The sequence below is a fragment of the Mesorhizobium sp. ORS 3428 genome (assembly GCF_001854785.1).
GTDB lineage: Bacteria > Pseudomonadota > Alphaproteobacteria > Rhizobiales > Rhizobiaceae > Mesorhizobium.
In genome coordinates, this window is the sequence record NZ_MDFL01000115.1 from 191,084 (window position 1) to 211,427 (window position 20,344).

Annotated in this window: 21 protein-coding genes, 1 tRNA gene and 1 pseudogene; 13 read left to right on the forward strand and 10 right to left on the reverse strand. The window is 63.2% G+C overall.

Annotated elements, in window-relative coordinates; all coding sequences use genetic code 11:
* The 5 genes from osmF (at position 1) to ORS3428_RS14025 (ending at position 6,296) form a co-directional block, all read left to right on the forward strand.
* A complete protein-coding gene (gene osmF / locus ORS3428_RS14005) occupies positions 1 to 912 on the forward strand; it encodes a glycine betaine ABC transporter substrate-binding protein OsmF (protein WP_071098637.1) in 912 nt (303 codons plus the stop codon).
* A gap of 141 nt (positions 913 to 1,053) precedes the next feature.
* The gene (locus tag ORS3428_RS14010; protein WP_071099261.1) at positions 1,054 to 2,217 is read left to right on the forward strand and encodes an ABC transporter permease; all 1,164 of its coding nucleotides are present in this window, start codon (positions 1,054 to 1,056) and stop codon (positions 2,215 to 2,217) included.
* Positions 2,214 to 3,149 carry an ABC transporter ATP-binding protein gene (locus tag ORS3428_RS14015; protein ID WP_071098639.1) on the forward strand — a complete coding sequence of 312 codons (936 nt, stop codon included), beginning with the start codon at positions 2,214 to 2,216 and terminating at the stop codon, positions 3,147 to 3,149. Before ORS3428_RS14010 ends, ORS3428_RS14015 begins: the two co-directional genes overlap by 4 nt.
* Positions 3,146 to 3,895, forward strand: a complete 750-nt coding sequence (locus tag ORS3428_RS14020; protein ID WP_071098641.1) for an ABC transporter permease — start codon at positions 3,146 to 3,148, stop codon at positions 3,893 to 3,895. Before ORS3428_RS14015 ends, ORS3428_RS14020 begins: the two co-directional genes overlap by 4 nt.
* A gap of 259 nt (positions 3,896 to 4,154) precedes the next feature.
* Entirely contained in the window at positions 4,155 to 6,296 is a 2,142-nt protein-coding gene (locus ORS3428_RS14025; RefSeq protein WP_071098643.1) for a sodium-translocating pyrophosphatase, read from the forward strand.
* Between the two features lie 135 nt (positions 6,297 to 6,431).
* Here the strand turns inward: ORS3428_RS14025 and ORS3428_RS14030 are convergent, their stop codons facing one another.
* Positions 6,432 to 6,956, reverse strand: a complete 525-nt coding sequence (locus ORS3428_RS14030; protein ID WP_071098645.1) for an outer membrane protein assembly factor BamE — start codon at positions 6,954 to 6,956, stop codon at positions 6,432 to 6,434.
* A gap of 117 nt (positions 6,957 to 7,073) precedes the next feature.
* Here ORS3428_RS14030 and ORS3428_RS14035 point away from each other — a divergent pair, with 117 nt between their 5' ends.
* From ORS3428_RS14035 to ORS3428_RS14060, 6 genes are all read left to right on the forward strand, one after another.
* The gene (locus tag ORS3428_RS14035) at positions 7,074 to 7,616 is read left to right on the forward strand and encodes a ubiquinol-cytochrome C chaperone family protein (RefSeq protein ID WP_071098647.1); all 543 of its coding nucleotides are present in this window, start codon (positions 7,074 to 7,076) and stop codon (positions 7,614 to 7,616) included.
* An 11-nt stretch (positions 7,617 to 7,627) separates the two neighbouring features.
* On the forward strand, positions 7,628 to 8,176 hold the full coding sequence (locus ORS3428_RS14040; RefSeq protein ID WP_071099262.1) for a YceD family protein: 549 nt from the start codon (positions 7,628 to 7,630) through the stop codon (positions 8,174 to 8,176).
* A gap of 131 nt (positions 8,177 to 8,307) precedes the next feature.
* On the forward strand, positions 8,308 to 9,378 hold the full coding sequence (gene plsX / locus ORS3428_RS14045; protein WP_071098650.1) for a phosphate acyltransferase PlsX: 1,071 nt from the start codon (positions 8,308 to 8,310) through the stop codon (positions 9,376 to 9,378).
* Positions 9,379 to 9,387: 9 nt separating this feature from the next.
* The gene (locus ORS3428_RS14050) at positions 9,388 to 10,359 is read left to right on the forward strand and encodes a beta-ketoacyl-ACP synthase III (RefSeq protein WP_071098652.1); all 972 of its coding nucleotides are present in this window, start codon (positions 9,388 to 9,390) and stop codon (positions 10,357 to 10,359) included.
* A 104-nt stretch (positions 10,360 to 10,463) separates the two neighbouring features.
* Positions 10,464 to 10,787: an integration host factor subunit alpha gene (locus tag ORS3428_RS14055; RefSeq protein ID WP_071098655.1), complete on the forward strand. Its 324-nt coding sequence runs from the start codon at positions 10,464 to 10,466 to the stop codon at positions 10,785 to 10,787.
* 130 nt (positions 10,788 to 10,917) lie between these two features.
* Positions 10,918 to 11,457: a MerR family transcriptional regulator gene (locus tag ORS3428_RS14060; RefSeq protein ID WP_071098657.1), complete on the forward strand. Its 540-nt coding sequence runs from the start codon at positions 10,918 to 10,920 to the stop codon at positions 11,455 to 11,457.
* Between the two features lie 290 nt (positions 11,458 to 11,747).
* Here the strand turns inward: ORS3428_RS14060 and ORS3428_RS14065 are convergent, their stop codons facing one another.
* Positions 11,748 to 11,945 carry a hypothetical protein gene (locus ORS3428_RS14065; protein ID WP_071098659.1) on the reverse strand — a complete coding sequence of 66 codons (198 nt, stop codon included), beginning with the start codon at positions 11,943 to 11,945 and terminating at the stop codon, positions 11,748 to 11,750.
* Positions 11,946 to 12,269: 324 nt separating this feature from the next.
* The gene (locus ORS3428_RS14070) at positions 12,270 to 12,869 is read right to left on the reverse strand and encodes a hypothetical protein (protein ID WP_071098661.1); all 600 of its coding nucleotides are present in this window, start codon (positions 12,867 to 12,869) and stop codon (positions 12,270 to 12,272) included.
* Between the two features lie 385 nt (positions 12,870 to 13,254).
* Between ORS3428_RS14070 and ORS3428_RS14075 the strand changes: the two genes are divergently transcribed.
* Positions 13,255 to 13,521: a helix-turn-helix domain-containing protein gene (locus tag ORS3428_RS14075; protein ID WP_071098664.1), complete on the forward strand. Its 267-nt coding sequence runs from the start codon at positions 13,255 to 13,257 to the stop codon at positions 13,519 to 13,521.
* A 176-nt stretch (positions 13,522 to 13,697) separates the two neighbouring features.
* Positions 13,698 to 14,155 (forward strand): annotated as a pseudogene (locus tag ORS3428_RS14080) (YbaK/EbsC family protein).
* 47 nt (positions 14,156 to 14,202) lie between these two features.
* On the opposite strand, the gene ORS3428_RS14085 reads toward ORS3428_RS14080, so the two are convergent.
* The 7 genes from ORS3428_RS14085 to ORS3428_RS14115 form a co-directional block, all read right to left on the reverse strand.
* Positions 14,203 to 14,279, reverse strand: a tRNA-Pro gene (locus tag ORS3428_RS14085).
* Positions 14,280 to 14,539: 260 nt separating this feature from the next.
* Complete coding sequence (locus ORS3428_RS14090; protein WP_071098666.1) at positions 14,540 to 14,794, reverse strand: toxin-antitoxin system HicB family antitoxin; 255 nt, start codon at positions 14,792 to 14,794, stop codon at positions 14,540 to 14,542.
* The gene (locus ORS3428_RS14095) at positions 14,791 to 15,267 is read right to left on the reverse strand and encodes a putative toxin-antitoxin system toxin component, PIN family (protein WP_244507961.1); all 477 of its coding nucleotides are present in this window, start codon (positions 15,265 to 15,267) and stop codon (positions 14,791 to 14,793) included. Before ORS3428_RS14095 ends, ORS3428_RS14090 begins: the two co-directional genes overlap by 4 nt.
* 143 nt (positions 15,268 to 15,410) lie before the next feature.
* Positions 15,411 to 16,721 carry an O-antigen ligase family protein gene (locus ORS3428_RS14100; RefSeq protein WP_443136854.1) on the reverse strand — a complete coding sequence of 437 codons (1,311 nt, stop codon included), beginning with the start codon at positions 16,719 to 16,721 and terminating at the stop codon, positions 15,411 to 15,413.
* On the reverse strand, positions 16,718 to 18,253 hold the full coding sequence (locus ORS3428_RS14105; RefSeq protein WP_071098673.1) for an undecaprenyl-phosphate glucose phosphotransferase: 1,536 nt from the start codon (positions 18,251 to 18,253) through the stop codon (positions 16,718 to 16,720). The genes ORS3428_RS14100 and ORS3428_RS14105 overlap by 4 nt, the downstream gene beginning before the upstream one ends.
* A 137-nt stretch (positions 18,254 to 18,390) precedes the next feature.
* Positions 18,391 to 19,521, reverse strand: a complete 1,131-nt coding sequence (locus tag ORS3428_RS14110) for a glycosyltransferase (RefSeq protein WP_071098674.1) — start codon at positions 19,519 to 19,521, stop codon at positions 18,391 to 18,393.
* 8 nt (positions 19,522 to 19,529) lie between these two features.
* On the reverse strand, positions 19,530 to 20,093 hold the full coding sequence (locus ORS3428_RS14115) for a polysaccharide biosynthesis/export family protein (protein WP_071098675.1): 564 nt from the start codon (positions 20,091 to 20,093) through the stop codon (positions 19,530 to 19,532).
* Positions 20,094 to 20,344 lie beyond the last annotated feature (251 nt).

Genomic DNA, 20,344 nt, shown 5'->3' on the forward strand with positions numbered 1-20,344 from the left:
ATGTTTTCAATCGGAAAGCTCGCCGTAGCAGCGATTGCGCTCGGCATCAGCGTGGCTTCGGCACATGCCCAGGTGGTTGTCTCCTCGAAGATCGACACCGAGGGTGGTGTGCTCGGCAACATCATCGAGCTGGTTCTGAATGCCAACAACATCAAGACCACCGACCGCATCCAGCTGGGTGGCACTCCGGTGGTGCGCAAGGCGATCACCGCCGGGGAGATCGACATCTATCCCGAATATACCGGCAATGCGGCCTATTTCTTCCAGAAGGCCGACGATCCTTTGTGGAAGGATGCCGCCAAGGGCTACGAGACCGCCAAGAAGCTCGACTACGACGCCAACAAGATCGTCTGGCTGGYGCCGTCGCCGGCCAACAACACCTGGGCGATCGCGCTGCGCAAGGAAGTGGCCGACGAGAACAAGCTGGTCACCCTGTCGGACTTCGGCAAATATGTATCGGGCGGCGGCAAGGTGGTGCTGGCTGCCTCGGCTGAGTTCGTCAATTCGGCGGCCGCCCTGCCGGCCTTCCAGACCACTTACGGCTTCAAGCTGAAGCCGGACCAGTTGATCACGCTCTCCGGCGGCGACACCGCCGCAACCATCGCCGCGGCCGCCAATCAGACCAATGGCGCCAACGCCGCCATGGTCTACGGCACCGACGGCGGCATCAAGCCCTCCGGCCTCGTCGTGCTCGAGGACGACAAGGCAGTGCAGCCGGTCTATCAGCCGACGCCGATCATCCGTGAGAAGGTGCTGAAAGAGCATCCCGAAATCGAGCAGCTGCTGAAGCCGGTCTTCGCCAAGCTCGATGTCAACACGCTGCAACAGCTCAACGGTCGTGTCCAGCTCGGCGGCGAGCCTGCCAAGGCGGTTGCTGAAGACTTTTTGAAGAAGAATGGGTTCTTGAAGTAGTCGGGCGGGGATCGCGACACAAGTGCGAGTTGGACAGGAGCCGTCGGCGGAGCTGCCGATCTCCCCCCTTGCGGGGGAGATGGCCGGCTGGCCAGAGAGGGGTGTCCCGCCAACCTGTCAACCTTCTCCCGAGGGATGGCGATGACCCTGCGCTTCGACAAGCTCGGCGTGGTCATCGCCGCGATCGCCGCCTATGCCGCCTTCGCGGCACCCTTCGCCACGTTCCGCGCCAACCGTATCGTGCCGGGGCAGGCGCGCTCGATCCTGGACGCGCTGCCGCCCACGCTTGGCACCTTGCTCCTGGCGATATTGATCGCCGGCGGCATCGTCGCGCTGCTGCGGACGCCGCTTATCCTGAGGTTGGCAGCGAGCGTTGTTGCGCTGCTCGCGCTTGTCATTCTAATCGGCATCGCCGGCAGTTTCCTGACGCCTGCCGGCAACACTTTCGCCCGCGTCGCGCCGGCCTCCGGCTTCTGGCTGCTTATCTTCGCCTTCACGCTGCTTCTGGCCGATGTGCTGACGAGGCTGAACCTGTCACCCCAGGCGCGCCTCGGCGTTCTTGCCGTCGCCGCGCTCGCCGTCGGCGCGCTGCTCGTGTCGGGGAGTTGGGACAGTCTTTCCATCCTCAAGGAATATGCCAGCCGCGCCGACGGTTTCTGGGCTGAAGGCCTCAAGCATATCACGCTTGCCCTCGGCTCGCTGGCGGCGGCGGTGGTCRTCGGGGTGCCGCTCGGCATTCTCTGCCACCGGGTCGACCGGTTGCGGGATGGCGTCCTCAACGTGCTCAACATCATCCAGACCGTCCCGTCGATCGCGCTGTTTGGCCTGCTGATCGCGCCGCTCGGCTGGATCGCCGCGCATGTGCCCGGCGCGGCAACCGCCGGCGTCAGGGGCATCGGCACCGCGCCCGCTTTCGTCGCGCTGTTTCTGTATTCGCTTTTGCCGGTCGTGGCGAACACCGTGATCGGACTTGCCGGCGTGCCGCGCGCCGCCAACGATGCGGCCCGCGGCATGGGCATGACCGACCGCCAGCGTCTGTTCGATGTCGAGTTTCCGCTCGCCTTTCCGGTGATCCTCACCGGCATCCGCATCGTGCTGGTGCAGAATATTGGCCTCGCCACCATCGCAGCGCTGATCGGTGGCGGCGGATTCGGTGTGTTCGTATTCCAGGGCATAGGCCAGACGGCCATGGATCTGGTGCTGCTCGGCGCTGTGCCGACCGTGGCGCTGGCCTTTGCCGCGGCTATCATCCTCGACGCGATTATCGAAATGACCTCCACTAGGCGCAGGGCGGACCCCGAATGATCGAGATCGAAGGCATCACCAAKCGCTACAACGGAACGGCCGTCGTCGACGATGTCTCGATGGTCGTCGAGCCGCGCACCATCGCCGCCGTCGTCGGTACTTCCGGATCCGGCAAGACGACGCTGCTCAGGATGATCAACCGGTTGGTCGAGCCCACGTCTGGCGTCATCAAGATCGACGGCGCCGACAATCGCTCGCTGCCTGGATACGAGCTGCGCCGCAGCATCGGCTATGCCATCCAGGGCCATGGCCTGTTCCCGCATCGTACCGTGGCGCAGAACATCGCCACTGTGCCGCTGCTGCTCGGCTGGGACAAGGACCGCATCAAGGCGCGCGTCGAGGAGTTGATGAAGCTCTATCAGCTCGATCCGCAGGCCTACGGTCCCCGCTATCCGCATGAGCTCTCCGRCGGCCAGCAGCAGCGCGTCGGCGTCGCTCGCGCGCTCGCCGCGGAACCCAATGTGCTTCTGATGGACGAGCCGTTCGGAGCGCTCGACCCGATCATCCGCACCAAGGCGCAGGAAGATCTGCTGGCGATCCAGAAGCGTTTCGGCACCACCATCATCCTCGTTACCCACGACATGGAGGAGGCGGTGCATATGGGCGACAAGATCGCCGTCATGGATAACGGAAAGGTGCTGCAATACGCCAATCCGGCGGAGATACTGGCGAAGCCCGCGAATGGCTTCGTCGAGACCTTGGTGGGCTCCAGCGAGCGGCCGTTCAGGCTCCTGTCGCTCGGCCGCGTGCGCGACGCAGTGGAGGCCGGCGGCGCCGAAGGCGAGGCGATCCCCGGCGACGCCAGCCAGCGCGACGCGCTGGCCGAGCTTCTGTGGTCGGGCCGCCCGGCGCTGCCGGTGAAGGATAGCGACGGCAAGCTCATCGGCCGCATCACCGTGGAAGCGCTGTTGAAACGCGCGAGGCCGGCATGAAGGCCTGGCTGCCCGCGCTGTTGAGGCTGGCGCTTCTGGTGCTGCTGGTCGTCTTCATCACCAGCCCGGGCTGGTTCGAGCCGTTGCTGAAGCCCCTGACCGAGAACGGCGCGCCGGCGATCTACAACCAGGGCAGCCTGCTGACGCTCACTTTGCAGCATCTGAGGACCGTGCTGGTCGCAACGATTGCGGCGGCAATCGTCGCCGTCGCGCTTGCGATCCTGGTCACTAGGCCGGCCGGCGCCGAATTCCTGCCGCTGTCCCGCAGCCTGGTGAATATCGGCCAGACCTTCCCGCCTGTTGCGGTGCTGGCGCTTGCGGTGCCGGCGGTCGGCTTCGGCGAGAAGCCGACGCTGATCGCGCTCTTTCTCTACGGGCTATTGCCGATCTTTGAGAATGCACTGACGGCGCTCACCACGCTGCCCGGCAACGTCATGGAAGCGGCGCGCGGCGCCGGCATGACCGGCTGGCAAAGGCTGGTGAAGGTGGAACTGCCGCTGAKCGCCCCCGTGATCCTAGGTGGCATCCGGCTCTCGGTGGTCATCAGCCTCGCCACCGCCACCATTGGCTCGACGGTCGCGGCAAAGACGCTGGGCGAGGTCATCATCGCCGGCCTGATATCGAACAACCTTGCCTTCGTGCTGCAGGGCGGCCTGATCGTGGCGGCGCTTGCGGTGCTGATCTATGACGGCCTGTCTGCGATCGAGCGCTACGCCGCGCGCCGGATGGGGCGGGAGGCGGAGTAGAGCCGGGAAGGCCGCGATCCTGGTCGGATTCCCTTACGTCATTTCAATCGATATAAACAATGACGCCGTCGACCTTTAAGTCGCCCGACTTCGCCTTTCGGGTGAAAGCAGGGCAAAAACCGAACAATATCTTGACGTTCCAAGCCCTGTTTCGCATACACGCCAGCGAAGGGGCGGATTCCGACTGCCGGCATCCGTCTCCCGTTCCAACGGCCCAGGGAGGGGTTCTTTTGGGCCAACAATCGAGGAAAATCCGGCAATGACCATCATTACCGCCGTCATCGCCTGCGGCCTGCTTTCAGTCCTATACGCCATCTGGGCGACACGTTCGGTCCTTGCGTCCGATCAGGGCAGCCAGCGCATGCAGGAAATCTCCGCAGCCATTCGCGAAGGCGCCCAGGCCTATCTGGCGCGCCAGTACACCACCATCGCAGTCGTCGGCATCGTCGTGCTTCTGCTCGCCTGGTGGCTGCTGTCCGTCACCTCCGCGATCGGCTTCCTGATCGGCGCTGTGCTCTCGGGTACTGCCGGCTTCATCGGCATGCATGTCTCGGTGCGCGCCAATGTGCGCACCGCGCAGGCTGCTTCCAACAGCCTCGCCGCCGGCCTCGACATCGCTTTCAAGTCCGGCGCCATCACCGGCCTGCTGGTGGCGGGCCTGGCGCTGCTCGGCGTCTCCATCTACTACTTCATCCTGACCGGCCCGATGGGCCTGCAGCCGAACGACCGCGTCGTCATCGACTCGCTTGTCTCGCTCGGCTTCGGCGCCTCGCTGATCTCGATCTTCGCCCGTCTCGGCGGCGGCATCTTCACCAAGGGCGCCGACGTCGGCGGTGACCTCGTCGGCAAGGTCGAAGCCGGTATTCCGGAAGACGATCCGCGCAACCCGGCCACCATCGCGGACAATGTCGGCGACAATGTCGGCGACTGCGCGGGCATGGCCGCCGACCTGTTCGAGACCTATGCGGTGACGGTTGTCGCCACCATGGTGCTTGGCGCCATCTTCTTCGGCGGCACCGCCGTTCTGGGTGCCGCGATGGTCTATCCGCTTGCCATCTGCGGCGCCTGCATCCTGACCTCGATCGTCGGCACCTTCTTCGTCAAGCTGGGCTCCAACGGCTCGATCATGGGAGCGCTCTACAAGGGCCTGATCGTCACCGGCCTGCTGTCGATCGTCGGCCTCGCCATCGCCACCTCGGCCTGCCTTGGCTGGGGCGAATTTGGAACGGTCGCAGGTGTTGCCATCACCGGCAGGAACCTGTTCTTCTGCGGCCTGATCGGCCTGGCTGTGACCGGGCTCATCGTGGTGATCACCGAATACTATACCGGCACCAACAAGCGGCCGGTCAACTCGATCGCGCAGGCATCGGTGACCGGCCACGGCACGAATGTCATCCAGGGCCTCGCCGTCTCGCTGGAATCGACGGCACTTCCGGCAATCGTGATCGTCGGCGGCATCATCGCCACCTATCAGCTCGGCGGCCTCTACGGCACGGCGATCGCCGTCACCACCATGCTCGGCCTCGCTGGCATGATCGTGGCGCTCGACGCCTTCGGCCCGGTCACCGACAATGCCGGCGGCATCGCCGAAATGTCCGGCCTGCCCAAGGAAGTGCGTCACTCCACCGATGCGCTTGACGCGGTCGGCAACACCACCAAGGCGGTGACCAAGGGCTACGCGATCGGCTCGGCCGGCCTCGGTGCGCTGGTGCTGTTCGCGGCCTACTCCAACGACATCAGGTTCTTCGCCGCCAATGGCGACAAGTATCCGTACTTCCAGGGCATGGGGGAGATCTCCTTCGATCTCTCCAACCCCTATGTCGTCGCCGGCCTGATCTTCGGCGGCCTGATCCCGTACCTGTTCGGCGGCATCGCGATGACCGCGGTCGGTCGCGCCGCCGGCTCGATCGTCGAGGAGGTGCGCAAGCAGTTCCGCGAGGACAAGGGCATCATGGCCGGTACCTCGAAGCCGAACTACGCGCGCGCGGTCGACCTTTTGACCAAGGCGGCGATCCGGGAAATGATCGTCCCGTCGCTGCTGCCGGTGCTGGCGCCGCTCGTCGTCTATTTCGGCGTGCTTTTGATCTCGGGCTCGAAGGCTTCGGCCTTTGCGGCGCTCGGCGCCTCGCTGCTCGGCGTCATCGTCAACGGCCTCTTCGTCGCGGTCTCGATGACCTCCGGCGGTGGCGCCTGGGACAACGCCAAGAAGTCGTTCGAGGACGGCTTCACCGACAGGAACGGCGTCAAGCACCTCAAGGGCTCGGAAGCGCACAAGGCCTCCGTCACCGGCGATACCGTCGGCGACCCCTACAAGGACACCGCCGGTCCGGCGGTCAATCCGGCGATCAAGATCACCAACATCGTGGCGCTGCTGCTGCTAGCCGTGCTCGCGCACGGCTGAACCCGGCGCTTTTCAGGACAAAGACCCGCGGGAGCGATCCCGCGGGTTTTGTTTTGACCAAGCATTCTCGTCGAAACAAAAGACCCGCCGGAGCGATTCGGCGGGTCTTGATTGTCTGGATGCCAGAAGCCGAATTCAGGGCGTGCCTCTGCTGCCGCCGCCCGGGATGCCGGGCGCCAGCTTGCTGGCGCCGTTGATGACCTGGCTGAGGAAGTTCTGGTCCTTGCCGCCGGTCGGCGTTGTCCTAGAGATGAAGTCGAAGATCTTGCCGTCCTTCAGGCCGTAATTGGCGATCTGGGTGACGCGGCCGTCGGCGCCGAAATAGACCGCCAGCACGTGCTGGTCCACCAGACGCGGCTTGTCGAAGGCGACATAGCGCTTGCGCGTCTGCGATATGTAATAGAAGGCCTCATTGTCGAAGGTCGCCGTCGTCGACGGCGTGCCGAGCGCCAGAAGCACCTGCTCTCGGCTCGAGCCCACGGGCACCGAGTCGACGGCCTGCTGGTCGATGACATAGCCCTGCGTCAGCGTCTCGGTCGGGTTGAGATCCCCGATCATCTTGGACGAATTGCAGGCCGAGAGTGCTGATACCGCAACCAGCAGCGACGCCACGCCCACCGGGGCGGGCGCAAGGAACGACTTGAATTTCAGCGCACCCAACAACAATTCTCCATCACATCCCCGCAACTTGCGCTGGGCCGCAAAACCGGTAAACCAGCTTGCATGCCGATGCAACAAGGCCAATTCAAACAAAAGGTCCCCGGGAGACCACCCTCAATGTTCCAGCGCCTTTTTGGCCGCGAACGTCATGCCAACCGCGCTATCACCGAGGCGCTCTACGCACAAATCGTGGCGGCCGCGCGGCAGACTGTGTTTTATTCCGACTGGAATGTGCCGGATACGCCGCTCGGCCGCTTCGAGATGCTGTCGCTGCATATGTTCCTGTTCCAGCACCGRCTGCGCGGGGAGGGCGGCGCCGCGGCGGAGCTCGCGCAGGTGTTGATCGACGAGTTCTTCCTGGATGTCGAGCATTCGCTCAGGGAACTCGGCATCAGCGATGTCGGCGTGCCGAAGCGCATGAAGAGGCTGGCAAAGATGTTCTATGGCCGTACCGCGGCTTACGACGACGCCCTGCGCGAAGACGATCGCGTGGCCCTTGGCATGGCCCTAGCGCGCAACGTCAGGCCGAATGCCGGCGAGTGGCCGGAAGCGCCGTTGCTGGCGGGTTATGTTGCCGAGGCATCCCGGCAGCTCGCCGCGCAGCCGAGCGAATCGATCGTGGCCGGCAAGGTGTCGTTCCCGGTGGCTGGAGACGCTTGAAGGAGGCGAGCATGAAACACGCCGAACCGAAGAGCCCCGTATCCTTTGTCGCCAATGTCGCCCGCTTGCCGCAAAAGGGCTTGCCGGTCGTGATCGAGGCCGACGAGCGGCAGCGCGCGGCGCTCGCTGCCGAGCACGGTCTGCTCTCGGTCGAGAGTTATCGCGCCGAACTGCTGGTGGCGCCGTGGAAGCGCAACGGCGTCAAGGTCAGCGGTGGCGTCGTGGCCGACATCACGCAGGCCTGCATCGTCACCCTCGATCCGGTGGCCGCCCATATCGACGAGCCGGTCGAGGCGCTGTTCCTGCCCGAGCAGTCGAAGCTCGGGCGCGAAGGGTTCGAAGGCGGCGGCGAGATCATCCTCGACGCCGACGGACCGGACAGCCCCGAAACATTTTCCGGCGACACCATCGATGTCGGGGCGCTCGCCGAGCAGTTTTTCGGCCTGGCGATCGACCCTTATCCACGCAAGCCTGGAGTTTCGCTCGGCGCCGCCGGCGACGACGAGCCGGAGGAAAGCGAATTCCAGAAAAAGCTGCGTTCGCTGCTCGGAAAATCCTGAAGGCGGCCCGGATTTTGGAAAAGTTGGTTGTGCGGCAGCCCAAAAACGCTATTTTCGCCGAACCTTTCGCGAGCCCCCTTACCTCGGCAGGCGCCCGCCGCAAGCCAGGCAAACCGTGAGAAAAATACCGCGTGATCAGGATTTCCATTGATGCCATGGGTGGCGATCACGGACCAAGCGTGGTCATCCCGGCGCTGATGACGGTCGCCATCCGCCGCCCTGACATCCGCTTCGTCATCTACGGCCGCGAGGACGCCGTGCGTCCCGAACTCGCCAAGTTCCCGAAACTGGCCGAGGTGAGCGAGTTCGTCCATTGCGAGATCGCGGTCCGGATGGACGACAAGCCAAGCCAGGCGCTGCGCCAGGGCCGCTGGAAATCGTCGATGTGGAAGGCAGTCGAGGCGGTGAAGAACGGCGCCGCCCAGGCCTGCATCTCGGCAGGCAATACCGGCGCGTTGATGGCGATGTCGAAATTCTGCCTGCGCACCATGGCCACCATCGATCGCCCGGCGATCGCAGCGCTTTGGCCGACGACGCGCAGCGAGAGCGTGGTTCTGGACGTCGGCGCGACCATCGGCGCAGATGCGCATCAGCTCGTCGATTTCGCCATCCTGGGCACCGGCATGGCGCGCTCGGTTTTCGGCATCGAGCGGCCGAGCGTTGGCCTGCTCAATGTCGGCGTAGAGGAGATCAAGGGCCAGGAGGAGGTCAAGGAGGCCGGGCGCATGCTGCGTGAGGCCAATATGGCCTCGATGAACTATCGCGGCTTCGTCGAGGGCGACGATATCGGCAAGGGCACGGTCGACGTGGTTGTCACCGAGGGCTTTGCCGGTAACATTGCGCTCAAGACCGCCGAAGGCACGGCAAGGCAGATCGCGGGCTACCTGCGCGCCGCCATGAGCCGCACGCTGATGGCGAGGATCGGCTACGTCTTTGCCAAGGGTGCCTTCGACCGGCTGCGTGAGAAGATGGATGTCGGCCGCTCCAATGGCGGCGTCTTCCTGGGCTTGAACGGCATCGTCGTGAAGAGCCACGGCGGTGCGGATTCGGACGGCTTCGCGGCGGCTATCGAGCTCGGCTACGACATGGTGCGCAACAATCTGCTTGACCGGATAGAGGCCGACCTCGATCTGTTCCATGCGCGCAAYCCGAATGCCCAGGCAAACAGGAAATCCGGCGTCGCCGTCGACGCCGAGGAATAGGAACGAACCTTGATCAGATCAGTCGTGCGCGGCAATGGTGCCGCGCTGCCCCGCCGCATCATGAAGAATGCCGATTTCGAAGGCATGGTCGAGACCTCAGACGAGTGGATCGTCCAGCGCACCGGCATTCGCCAGCGCCACGTCGCGGCCGATGACGAGACGACGGCCTCGCTGGGCGAGRCCGCGGCGCGCGCCGCGCTCGACAGCGCCGGTTTGACGCCTGCCGACATTGACCTCATCGTGCTGGCGACATCGACGCCCAACAACACCTTTCCCGCGACCGCCGTCGAGATCCAGAACCGGCTCGGCATGCATCACGGCTTTGCCTTCGACATGCAGGCGGTGTGCTCCGGCTTTGTCTATGCGGTCGCCACCGCCGACCTCTATATCCGCGGCGGATTGGCGAAACGCGTGCTGGTGATCGGCTCGGAGACCTTCTCGCGCATCCTCGATTGGAACGACCGCTCGACTTGCGTGCTCTTTGGCGACGGTGCCGGTGCGATCGTGCTCGAAGCCGCGGAGGGGACGGGCGGCATCGCCGATCGAGGCGTGCTGGCGGCGAGCCTGCGCTCGGATGGCGTGCACAAGGACAAGCTCTTCGTCGATGGCGGCCCATCGACCACGGGGACGGTTGGCCATCTCAGGATGGAAGGCCGCGAGGTGTTCAAGCACGCCGTCGGCATGATCACCGACGTCATCGAGGCAACCTTCGCTGAGGCCGGCATCACGGCAGAAGACCTCGACTGGTTCGTGCCGCACCAGGCCAATAAACGGATTATTGACGCTTCCGCCAGGAAGCTTGGGATTGCCGAACAGAAAGTGGTGGTCACCGTCGATTTGCACGGTAACACCTCAGCTGCCTCCGTGCCGCTCGCCTTGTCGGTGGCCGTCGCCGACGGCCGCATCAAGAAGGGCGACCTCGTTTTGYTCGAGGCGATGGGCGGAGGTTTCACCTGGGGCGCGGTGTTGCTCCGCTGGTAAGTGCCGAACGCATGGGTTCGGTCCTTGACCTTGCCGGATCAATTACTTAGGCTCTGCCGCTGGCTGTATCGATTTACGTTTTTTGAGCTGATGGGACGGTTTGCATGGGGGGAAAGACACTTACGCGTGCCGACCTTGCCGAAGCCGTTTACCGCAAAGTTGGTCTGTCGCGAACTGAATCGGCGGAACTCGTCGAAGCCGTCCTGGATGAAATTTGCGAAGCCATCGTTCGCGGTGAAACGGTGAAGCTGTCKTCCTTTGCAACCTTTCATGTCCGCTCCAAGAACGAGCGCATCGGTCGCAATCCGAAGACCGGCGAGGAAGTGCCGATCCTGCCGCGCCGGGTGATGACCTTCAAATCGTCGAATGTGCTGAAGAACCGCATTCTGCGCGCGCATCAGAACAGCAAGGCCAAGGGCGACAAATAACACGCCGGCAAATGCGGTTGAAAAGCGCCGGCCGCTTTGAGGCTGGGCTTGAATACCGCTTCATAAATCGCTGAAATAAGGCTCGATTCGGCATAAGTGCCGGACCTTCGTCCAGCGTGAGGATTCGCCCATGGACAAGAGCCCAGATGCTTTCCGCACCATCAGCGAAGTCGCGGAAGATCTCGATCTGCCGCAGCATGTGCTGCGGTTTTGGGAAACGCGTTTCAGCCAGATCAAGCCGATGAAGCGTGGCGGCGGCCGCCGCTACTACCGGCCGCAGGATGTCGAACTGATCAAGGGCATCCGGCACATGCTCTACGATCAGGGCTACACGATCAAAGGCGTGCAGAAGCTGCTGCGCGAGAACGGCAACCACTTCCTGGTCGCCATCGGCAATGGCGACATGGCGGCGGTCGAGGCGATCGCACAGCGCCGGCAGGCCGATCAGGTGCCACTGACGGCGGCTGCCCAGCCGCGCGGCGACGAGGACGCACTTGTCGGCCAACCCAAGGTGAAGCCCAGCCGTCGTTTCTTCGGCCTCGGCAAGAGCGACGACGAAGGTCCCGTACAGGCGGATTCCTCGAAATTGTYGCGTGACAATCGCGCCTTGCTGCAGGAGGCGCTGTTCGACCTCCTGGAATGCAAACGCCTGCTCGACCAGGTGCGCTGAAACTTCGGTTGCCGATGCGGACTTTGAACCGCCGTCGCTGACAGCGGACTGATCGGGACCACATTGCCGAAGCGAGCTCGAAGCCATTCAGTCACGCCGGACGCTGCCGATATGATGACGCAGCGCAAGGAGATCGGCATTTGCAACGAAGAATGTCGAACGCGAACGCGCGTCCATCGGGCGGTCGACGACAAAGTTAACCGTTTTGCCTTGCAAGGCGAAAATCCGAAGGGAAGACTGAACCCGGTCAACACGTGAAGGCCAGCCTTCCCTTCGGCAGACGGGCAGGATCAGGCTTTCTTCGGAGCCGCCATCTTGTGGTGGTGATGACGGTGATGGCTGCGGTGATGCTTCTTGTGGTGATGACGAAGATGATGATGCTTCTTCGCCGGGGCCGGAGCCGCATCGGCGCTGGTCGCGCCAAGGATCGGCATCGTGAATGCCAGGGCCAGAGCCAGCCCGAGCGCGGAGAGGAGGGACTTCTTCATGACTGCGTTTCCTTTTTTACGCGGGCGTTCCGAAGTTCACCGCACCAAATCGGTGACCAAGCCTCGCGACTTGGACTATCCTCCTGAATTTTTTCGACAATTTTTCCGGGCTATAGATTTTTGTTTCCAGATTGTGTCTGGGTGCCACTCAATAGCGCGGCGCGTCCGTCGGGCCGCGTGAGGCGACGCTATGGCACCACGATCTTCAAGGTTACGCGCCGGCTTCCTGGCAAAGTGCGCAGCGGTTTTGGGATGGCGACATGCGTCGAGGCAAGGACCTGGAGCGCTTCGCCCGAATTTGTTTCGGCGCGCCGCGCTTTAGCCTCACATCGGCGGAGCAATGCCGTGGTTGCCGACCACCACCCGGCGCGAAACGAGCTTGCCGTTGCTGCCGCGCTCGGCGCTGACGAACACCGGCGCACCGGGCTTAAGGTCCGCCGGCTTGGCGGTCGCGAATTTCACGATCGGCGTGGATTGCGGGATGGCGATCTGCTTCTTCTGGCCGCTGCCGTAGGTGAGCGTCACTGTCCGGCCGCTGACCTCGGTCACGGAGGCGACGGTGCCGTTGGTCATTCGGCTGTTTGGTTGCAGGTCCCAGGCACGGTCGCCTTCTCCTGTTCCCTTCAGCGCTGCCGGGAAGATCATGACTTCCAGCGCGCCGCTGCCGCCACCCGTCTTGGGAGCCGACGCGATGCCGAGGAAATCGCCCTGTTTGATGTCGGCGGCCGACGCCTTGGCGACGCCGGAAATCATCCAACCGGGAGAAAGCGTGACCGTATCGGTCTTGCCGTCATGGGCTTTCACCGTCAGCGCCGTTCCGGCGAAGTTGACCACCGTGCCGCGCACGCGCTCGGTGTCAGCCTGTGCAGAACCCGCAAGAGCTGAAATCGTGGCGAGCACAATCGCGAATAGCTTCGGTTTCATGGCATCTGATCCTTTTGCTTTGGGCAATTCCAGGCAAGCGCGTCGCGCCTTTCCGTTCGGAATTGCGTAAAAACAAGTACCTAGAGCGTATCTGCGATCCAGCGAACGCTGAGCCGCTCTGGCTGCCGGAGCGGCTGTCGGCCGCCAACGACAGCAAGGTAACGAACTCCAGAGTCGAAAGCGTCCAGCCCTCAAAAGAACTTGATTGGGCGCCCCGCCATCTTACATATGCGGAGCCTGCGGCGTCCGGCCGAAAATAGCCGGTTCACGATGGYGTGACGGCCGCCACAGTGCCTCTTGGCAAATCACCTGTTAACGGCCATCCTCCCGCCCGTCTCAGGCAACGCCACATTTCATCAGACGTGTTTCATCCCAAGGAGTTGCCATGCCCAACACCGCACGAAACCTGGTTTCCAACAACATGATTGCCGTGAACGGCTACAGTGCTCCCAGAGCCGTCCGAGAAACGAAGGGGTATACGATTGAGGAGCTCTCATTGACTTGCGGCCTGGCGGTCGGCGAGATCGTCGACATCGAGGACGGCAAGGACGCCGACCCCGCCAAGCTCAGGCGCATCGCTTCCGCGCTGCAGGTGCCGGAAGAGGAATTGATCGGGGTGCCGGCCCCGGAGAACCGGCTTATACAACAATAACAATAAGGACGCCGGAGCGTCCGCACGAAAGCCCGCCACGGTTCGCCCTGGCGGGTTTTTTGCGCCTTTCGCTGGCAGTCTCCTGGTCCTTGCCAACCGCAGCCGCGTTATGTGGCAATCGCGCCCGGCGCCGCGATTCGTGGGCGCCCGCCAACATGTCTGACAAGAGGTTGCTCATGAGCTTGCAATCGGTTCGCGCCTTCTTCGCCGAACATGCGCCCGACATAGAAGTCCTGGTCACCGAGGCGAGTTCGGCGACCGTGGTACTGGCGGCTGAAGCCCACGGCGTGGTGCCGGCGCAGATCGCCAAGACCATCTGCCTGCGCGTCGGCGATGAGACCATGCTGGTTGTCACCAGCGGTACCGCGAGCTCGACAATCGCAAGTGCAAGGACATCCTCGGCGGCAAGCCGCGCATGCTCGATGGCGAACAGGTGCTGGCGGCAACCAGCCATCCGCCGGGCGGCGTCTGCCCGTTCGGCCTGCCGGCACCGTTGCCGGTCTATTGTGACGTGACGCTCAGAGCCTTCGACGAGGTCGTCCCGGCCGCCGGCGCCACCAACGCCGCGGTGCGCATCGCGCCGCAAAGGATGGCCGATCTCGTCAGCGCCAAATGGGTCGATGTGTGCCAGTAGGGGCTGCTGAAGAAGGAATATTGGGGGCCAAGTTTCGGGGCTTGAAATGGTCGGAGTGGCCGGATTCGAACCGACGACCCCTTGACCCCCAGTCAAGTGCGCTACCGGGCTGCGCTACACTCCGGACCGCGCAAAGCCCTATATTCTCAAGGGCTGTAGCGCAAGGGGCCAATCAGACAAAATGCACGAGAACGGAACAAAAGAGAATCCGCCTTGTGCCTTTGGTGGCTAAGAGCCACGCCGAAAATCGCGCCCGGAGGTTCTACCTATGTTCTGGTCGTCGCGAGAGCGCCCGTGCTTCGAGTCTGCAGTAGGCCCGGCGGATAAGCTCGAAAGAGGGGCGCGCTCCCCGACGCTCACTCGGGAGATAGAGTTTCGGGCCTATCACTGTTTTGTAAGTTCGTCGCCTTTGACTGGCGGCTTGCCCTTGCCGGCGCGCTTGAGAACGTCGAGCGCCTTGGGAATGTCTGCGCGTGCTGCGCGCTCCTGGAAATAGCTTTCCACTCTGAGCGCCGACAGCTTCTCAGCCACGGCCACGTTGATGAACTGGTTGAGCGCAACACCCTCGTCTTCCGCGACCTTGCGCGCTTCGTCCAGAAGCGAGGGCTGAAGCCGCAGCGCAAAATTGCTCTTCCTCATTTGCCTTTCTCCACTAGTTTCCAGGCCTCTCCAGGCGACAGAACCTCTATTCCGAAACGGACGGCCGCTTGGCCGAAGTCACGGACGTTGAACGTCACGATCGCATCGGCCTGTCCGTTCACCGCTGCTTCGAGTACCATATCGTCATCCTGGTCGCGGGCGACCGGCCGCCATAAAAAGGCAAGCCTCACCGGCTCGATGATCGCCGCCACTGCATCGAGAACGACGCCCACATCGTCGACCGATAGGTCAGATACCTTCAGATGTTCCGRCCGCGTCATTACAGCCTGATACTCGATCATCAGCGGCACCGAGGCGAGTAGCGTGAACCGCCYCTCCAACGCTGCCACCAGGAGGCGGCGGGCCGCGCCGGCTTCGCTGCGGATCGCGGCCACCATGGCCGCCGTGTCGAGAATCAACCTCATGCGATTATATTGGGTTGCAAAAATGATATTGCAAGCGATATTGCGCAAGAGACCGTCAAGCTAACCGTGACGACAGAGAAGACACGATCGCATAACGCGGCAGAATGAGATTGAAGGCTGCCTTCGCCCTTCATGGCAAGAAGCCTAGCGCGTGATRATCCCGTGTCGGTCAACCGAATTCGGCGGTTATCTTACCGATCATATTGCTGGRCAGGAACGGGCCGCGCCAGCCGCAATTGCTTCTGATGCCGGTACTCCAGTGCGATCGCGCCCCAGACAAGGCCGAGCAGCAGATAGAGATGGCGCCAGTGGTCGAYGTCGATGACGGTGCCGAGCCCGATATTGCCGAGATAGGCGACATAGGAGCAAAGCAGATAGGGCTGCCAGGGCCGGTCGCGCAGCAGGATGCGGAAACCGGCCGCGATCGTCCACAATGTCAGCGTCACGAACGAGACGAAGCCTAGCCAGCCATAGTCCATCAGCGCCTTGAGCCAGATGTCGTGCGTGTCCTCGCCGTAGATCGTGCCAAAGACCAGCGGCCCGATGCCGAACGGGCGCTCCAGCGCCAGTTGGAAGCCGATCGTGTAGCGGGYGAAGCGGCCGAGTCGCGCGGTGTCGTAGCTCTGCTCCAGATGCGCGCGCTGGGAGAACATGTCCGACACGCCGGGCAGTTGCAGGATGACGAGGATGGCGATGACCAGCAGCGCGACCGCTCCGATCGTCATCACCACCAGCCGCAGCCGGAACAGGCCGCTGGCGCTTTGCAGGAACAGGCAGCCGGTGAGCAGCACCGCTGACACGGCGAACATGCCCCAGGCGCCGCGCGAGAAGGAGAAGAATATGCCGGCGGTGATGACGAGCAGCGGCACCGCCAGTAGCGGCATGCGCGACACCGGACCGGTCAAGAGCAGGTAGAGCAGATAGGTCCCAGGCAGCACCAGGAAGGGGCCGAACACGTTCGGATCCTGGAAGGCGCCGGCGGCGCGGTCGTATTTGGTGAAGATCTCCGCGCCCGGAAAGGCATGGAAATAGCCCGCTATGCCGAGCAGCGACGTCGCCACGGCCGACACCACATAGGCGATGAAGATCAGCCGGTAGAGGTTCGGCTGCACCGACGTCACCGAGGCGAAGAAGACCGCGCTGAAGGCGAGGAACAGCGAGACAGCGAGATAGAGCGGCGTGTTGGCCAGCTCCGCCATCTGCGTCATTGCGATCATGCCGCCGATGTTCATCGCCACCAGCAGCACCAGCAGCGGCACGATCGCCCGCAAGATTCTGAGGCYGAACAGCGCCCACACGGCGATCAGCCCGGCCATATAGATTTCGTAAGGCGCCGGCTCGCTGATAACGAAGCCGGAAAGCAGGATGCCGAGGACGATTGCGGCGGAGGAAATCAGCGCGATCAGCTTGGCGTTGACCGCGTGAGGYGGCAACCCGTTGACCGCGTGAGGCGGCAACCCGTTGACCGCCCGAGGCGGCACCTCATGCGTGACCGCGCTCAATAGGCGTTTTCCGTGTTGAGCAGGCGGACCGGCGTCAGGAACAGGATGCGCAGGTCGAACAGCATCGACCAGTTTTCGATGTAGTAGAGATCGTATTCGGTGCGCATGCGGATCTTTTCATTGGTGTCCATCTCGCCGCGCCAGCCATTGATCTGCGCCCAGCCGGTGACGCCGGGCTTGACCTTGTGGCGGGCGAAATAGCCGTCGACCACTTCGTTGTAGAGCAGGTTATGCGACTGGGCGGCGATCGCATGCGGGCGCGGCCCGACCAGCGACAGCGAACCGAACAGCGAGTTGAAGAACTGCGGCAACTCGTCGATCGAGGTCTTGCGGATGAAGCGGCCGACGCGGGTGACGCGCGGGTCGTTCTTGGTCACGGTCTGCTTGGCGGTCGGGTCCGACTTGTCGGTGTACATTGAGCGGAACTTGTAGACCTCGATGATCTCATTGTTGAAACCGTGGCGCTTCTGCTTGAACAGAACCGGGCCCTTGCTGTCGAGCTTGATGGCGATCGCGGTGGCGAGCATCACCGGCGAGAAGACGATGATGCCGACGAGCGAGAAGATGATGTCGAAGCTGCGCTTGGCGACCGAGTCCCAATCGTTGATCGGCTTGTCGAAGATGTCGAGCATCGGCACCGAGCCGATATAGGAATAGGCGCGCGGGCGGAACTGCAGCGCGTTGGAATGCGCCGACAGGCGGATGTCGACCGGCAGCACCCAGAGCTTCTTCAGAAGCTGCAGCACGCGCGATTCGGCAGTCAGCGGCAGCGACACGATCAGCATGTCGATACGGGCGATGCGGGCGAATTCGATCAGTTCGGAAACGGTGCCGAGTTTGGGATAGCCAGCGACGATCGGCGGCGAGCGCTTGTCGCCTCGGTCGTCGAAGATGCCGCAGATGCGGATGTCGTTATAGGGCTGCTTCTCGACCGAGCGGATCAGCGCTTCAGCCGACCTGCCGCCGCCGACGATCACGGCGCGGCGCTCCATGCGGCCGTCGCGCGCCCAGCGCCTGATCAGCCCCGACATCACCAGCCTGAGGCCGAAGATCAGCACGAAGCCGACCACGAACCAACTGCCGAACAAGAGGCGCGAATAGTCCTGCGACGCCTTCAAGGCAAAGGCGGTGAGCGCCATCAGCGCGAAGGCGCCGGCCCAGACGAGCAGCACGCGTCCGAGATTGGTGACCGGGCGCATCAGCGCGGCGATCTGGTAGCTGTCGGTGATGTCAAGCAGCACCACGGTCAGGAACGAGGCTGCCGCGATCGTCAGCGGATATTGCCAGGCCAGATAGTTGAAAAAGCCGACATAGTAGAAATAGAGGCCGAGCCCCGACAGGAACAGCACCGCGAATTCGACCATGCGCAGCACGCCGCTGACCATGATCGGCGACATGGTATCGCGCCGGTACTGTGAGGCGACCTGGCGCGCAACGTCATTGATGCCGCCGGGCTTTTCGCTTTCGACGGGGCCGTCGAATTTGCGCACCGCATCCATGGAAAAGCGGCGCGCGGGATCGATCTCGTTCATGGGATTGTCCGCGAGCTACGCGCAAGTGCATAGCAAAAGAGAGCTAAGAAAGCCTTGAAACAACAGATGGCTTTGAACGCGTATAGTTGCGCGCGACGACTAACGGTCTTCTTGCAAGAGCAGTCAATTAGCAAGAGCTAAAGCTTTAGTGCCGCGAAATAAGCCTTTTCGATCTCAGCCGCCATCACGTCGGCGCCGAATCGCGCCTTCAACTCACCGCCCTGCGGCATCAGCTTCAGGTAAGCGCCGGGGTCGGCGAGGGCCGTTCCCAACCGGTCGGCGAGCTGGCCAGCATCCGGCCGGATCAGGGCAGGGGAGGTTTCGCCGAAGACCTCCGGAATGCCGCCGACCGCGGTCGCAATCATCGGCCTGCCGGCGGCCAGTGCTTCCAGCACGATGTAGGGCATCGCTTCGGCGCGGGATGGGACCACGATCAGTTCGGCCAGCGCGAAGGCTTCTCTGGCCGGCATCGGCGGCAGAAAACGGACATGGCTCTTCAGCCCCAGCCGCTCGACCTGGGCATGGTAGCGCGGCAGGTCGTCGCCGTCGCCGACCATCACCGCGCTCAACGGGCGGCCAAGCGCGGCGCCGGCCTGCGCCAGTGCATTGATGAAGATGTCCGGACCTTTGAGGTCGCGCATCATGCCGATATAGAGAAGATCGGCCGCACCTGCCGCCGGCACCACCGGTTCGAATTCGACGGCGCGCAGGCCGTTATAGACCAGCGCGTTGGGGATCGGCGGTTCGCCCACCTTCCGGCGATAGGTTTTCCGCTCATAGTCGGAGACGAACAGCAGGCAGTCGGTGAAGCGCACCATGAAGCGCTCCAGCGCGAAGAACAGCTTCCCGGTAGCCGTCGTTTCGTCATAGTGGAGCGAGCCGCCATGCGGCGAATAGAGGCGGGCCACGCGAGACCTTGAAACCCGCAACAGTGAGCCGAACAGACGGGCATAGGCGCCACCCTTGGCGCCGTGCCCGTGCAGAACGTCCGGCCGCAATTCCTTGATGATTTTGTATGTGCGCCAGGCCGCCGCGATATCGCCCGGCCCGATATGACGCTGCATCGGCGTGCGATGGATGCCGAGCGCCAGGCTGTCCTTCATTGCTCCGAACAGCCGCTCCTCATAGTCACCGCCCGTGGTCGAATCGCAGACGATGCCTACCGAATGGCCGGCGGCGACCTGCGCCTCGGTCAGGTCGCGCACATGCCGGAAGATTCCCCCGACAGGTGAGCGGAAGCAGTGGACGATGCGGAGGTGAGCCGCCACGTTGATTTTCAGAACAGGCGTTCGCGGACGTAGACGGTGTCGCCGGGCAGGAGCGGATCGGATGTCTGCACCCTGCCGGTGATGACCTTGCCGTTGATATCGCGCGTGATATCGACGCTTTCCTGGTTGGCGCGCGGGGTGAAGCCTCCGGCGATCGCGACCGCCTTCTGCACCGTGAGCCCCGGCACGTAGGAATATTGCCCGGCGGCGCCGACTTCGCCCATGACGAAGATCGGCCGGTAGCGATCGATCTCGACGGAGACGTCGGGATCGCGCAGATAGCCTTGGCGCAACTTGTCGGCGATTTCCTTTTCAAGCTGCTGGGCAGTGTGGCCGCGCGCGGGCACAGCGCCGACAAGGGGGAAGGAGATGTAACCCGACTGGTCGACGCTGTAGGTGTTGGTCAGTCCATCCTGCTCGAACACCGTGACGCGGATGCGGTCGCCGGCGCCGAGCCTATAGGGCTGGTCGAGGACTTCATGGAAGGCGGCGGGCGTCGGGCGATAGCTTGAGCAGCCGGTAAGCAGCGACAAGGCAAGCAAGGCGCGAAAGAGACCAGCAGTGCTTTTCATGAYCGGACACGAACCTTCATCGCTCCCACCGCCAGTGGCAGCGGCCAACCCCAGGAAGTGCGACCGTTATCGTCCTGTTAGGGTTAATGGAGGGTAAAGGGTCGTGAACGGAATGGGCGGCGACCGGTAAAAAGCCCAGCTGTTCTATTGCCTTCGCCCGATCTTCTTTGAGGGCCCTCTAATAAGGGCGCATTCTGATCTTAACGGCTGAGTTACCATAATTGTTTACGGTCCATCCTCGACTCAAAGTT

What these genes read in the sequence shown, in the direction of transcription:
- ORS3428_RS14075 (WP_071098664.1), top strand. Translation starts at nt 13,255, where the DNA reads ATGCCCAACACCGCACGAAACCTGGTTTCCAACAACATGATTGCCGTG.
- ORS3428_RS14070 (WP_071098661.1), bottom strand. Translation starts at nt 12,869, where the DNA reads ATGAAACCGAAGCTATTCGCGATTGTGCTCGCCACGATTTCAGCTCTT.
- ORS3428_RS14025 (WP_071098643.1), top strand. Translation starts at nt 4,155, where the DNA reads ATGACCATCATTACCGCCGTCATCGCCTGCGGCCTGCTTTCAGTCCTA.
- ORS3428_RS14090 (WP_071098666.1), bottom strand. Translation starts at nt 14,794, where the DNA reads ATGAGGAAGAGCAATTTTGCGCTGCGGCTTCAGCCCTCGCTTCTGGAC.
- ORS3428_RS14115 (WP_071098675.1), bottom strand. Translation starts at nt 20,093, where the DNA reads ATGAAAAGCACTGCTGGTCTCTTTCGCGCCTTGCTTGCCTTGTCGCTG.
- ORS3428_RS14040 (WP_071099262.1), top strand. Translation starts at nt 7,628, where the DNA reads ATGAAACACGCCGAACCGAAGAGCCCCGTATCCTTTGTCGCCAATGTC.
- ORS3428_RS14105 (WP_071098673.1), bottom strand. Translation starts at nt 18,253, where the DNA reads ATGAACGAGATCGATCCCGCGCGCCGCTTTTCCATGGATGCGGTGCGC.
- ORS3428_RS14065 (WP_071098659.1), bottom strand. Translation starts at nt 11,945, where the DNA reads ATGAAGAAGTCCCTCCTCTCCGCGCTCGGGCTGGCTCTGGCCCTGGCA.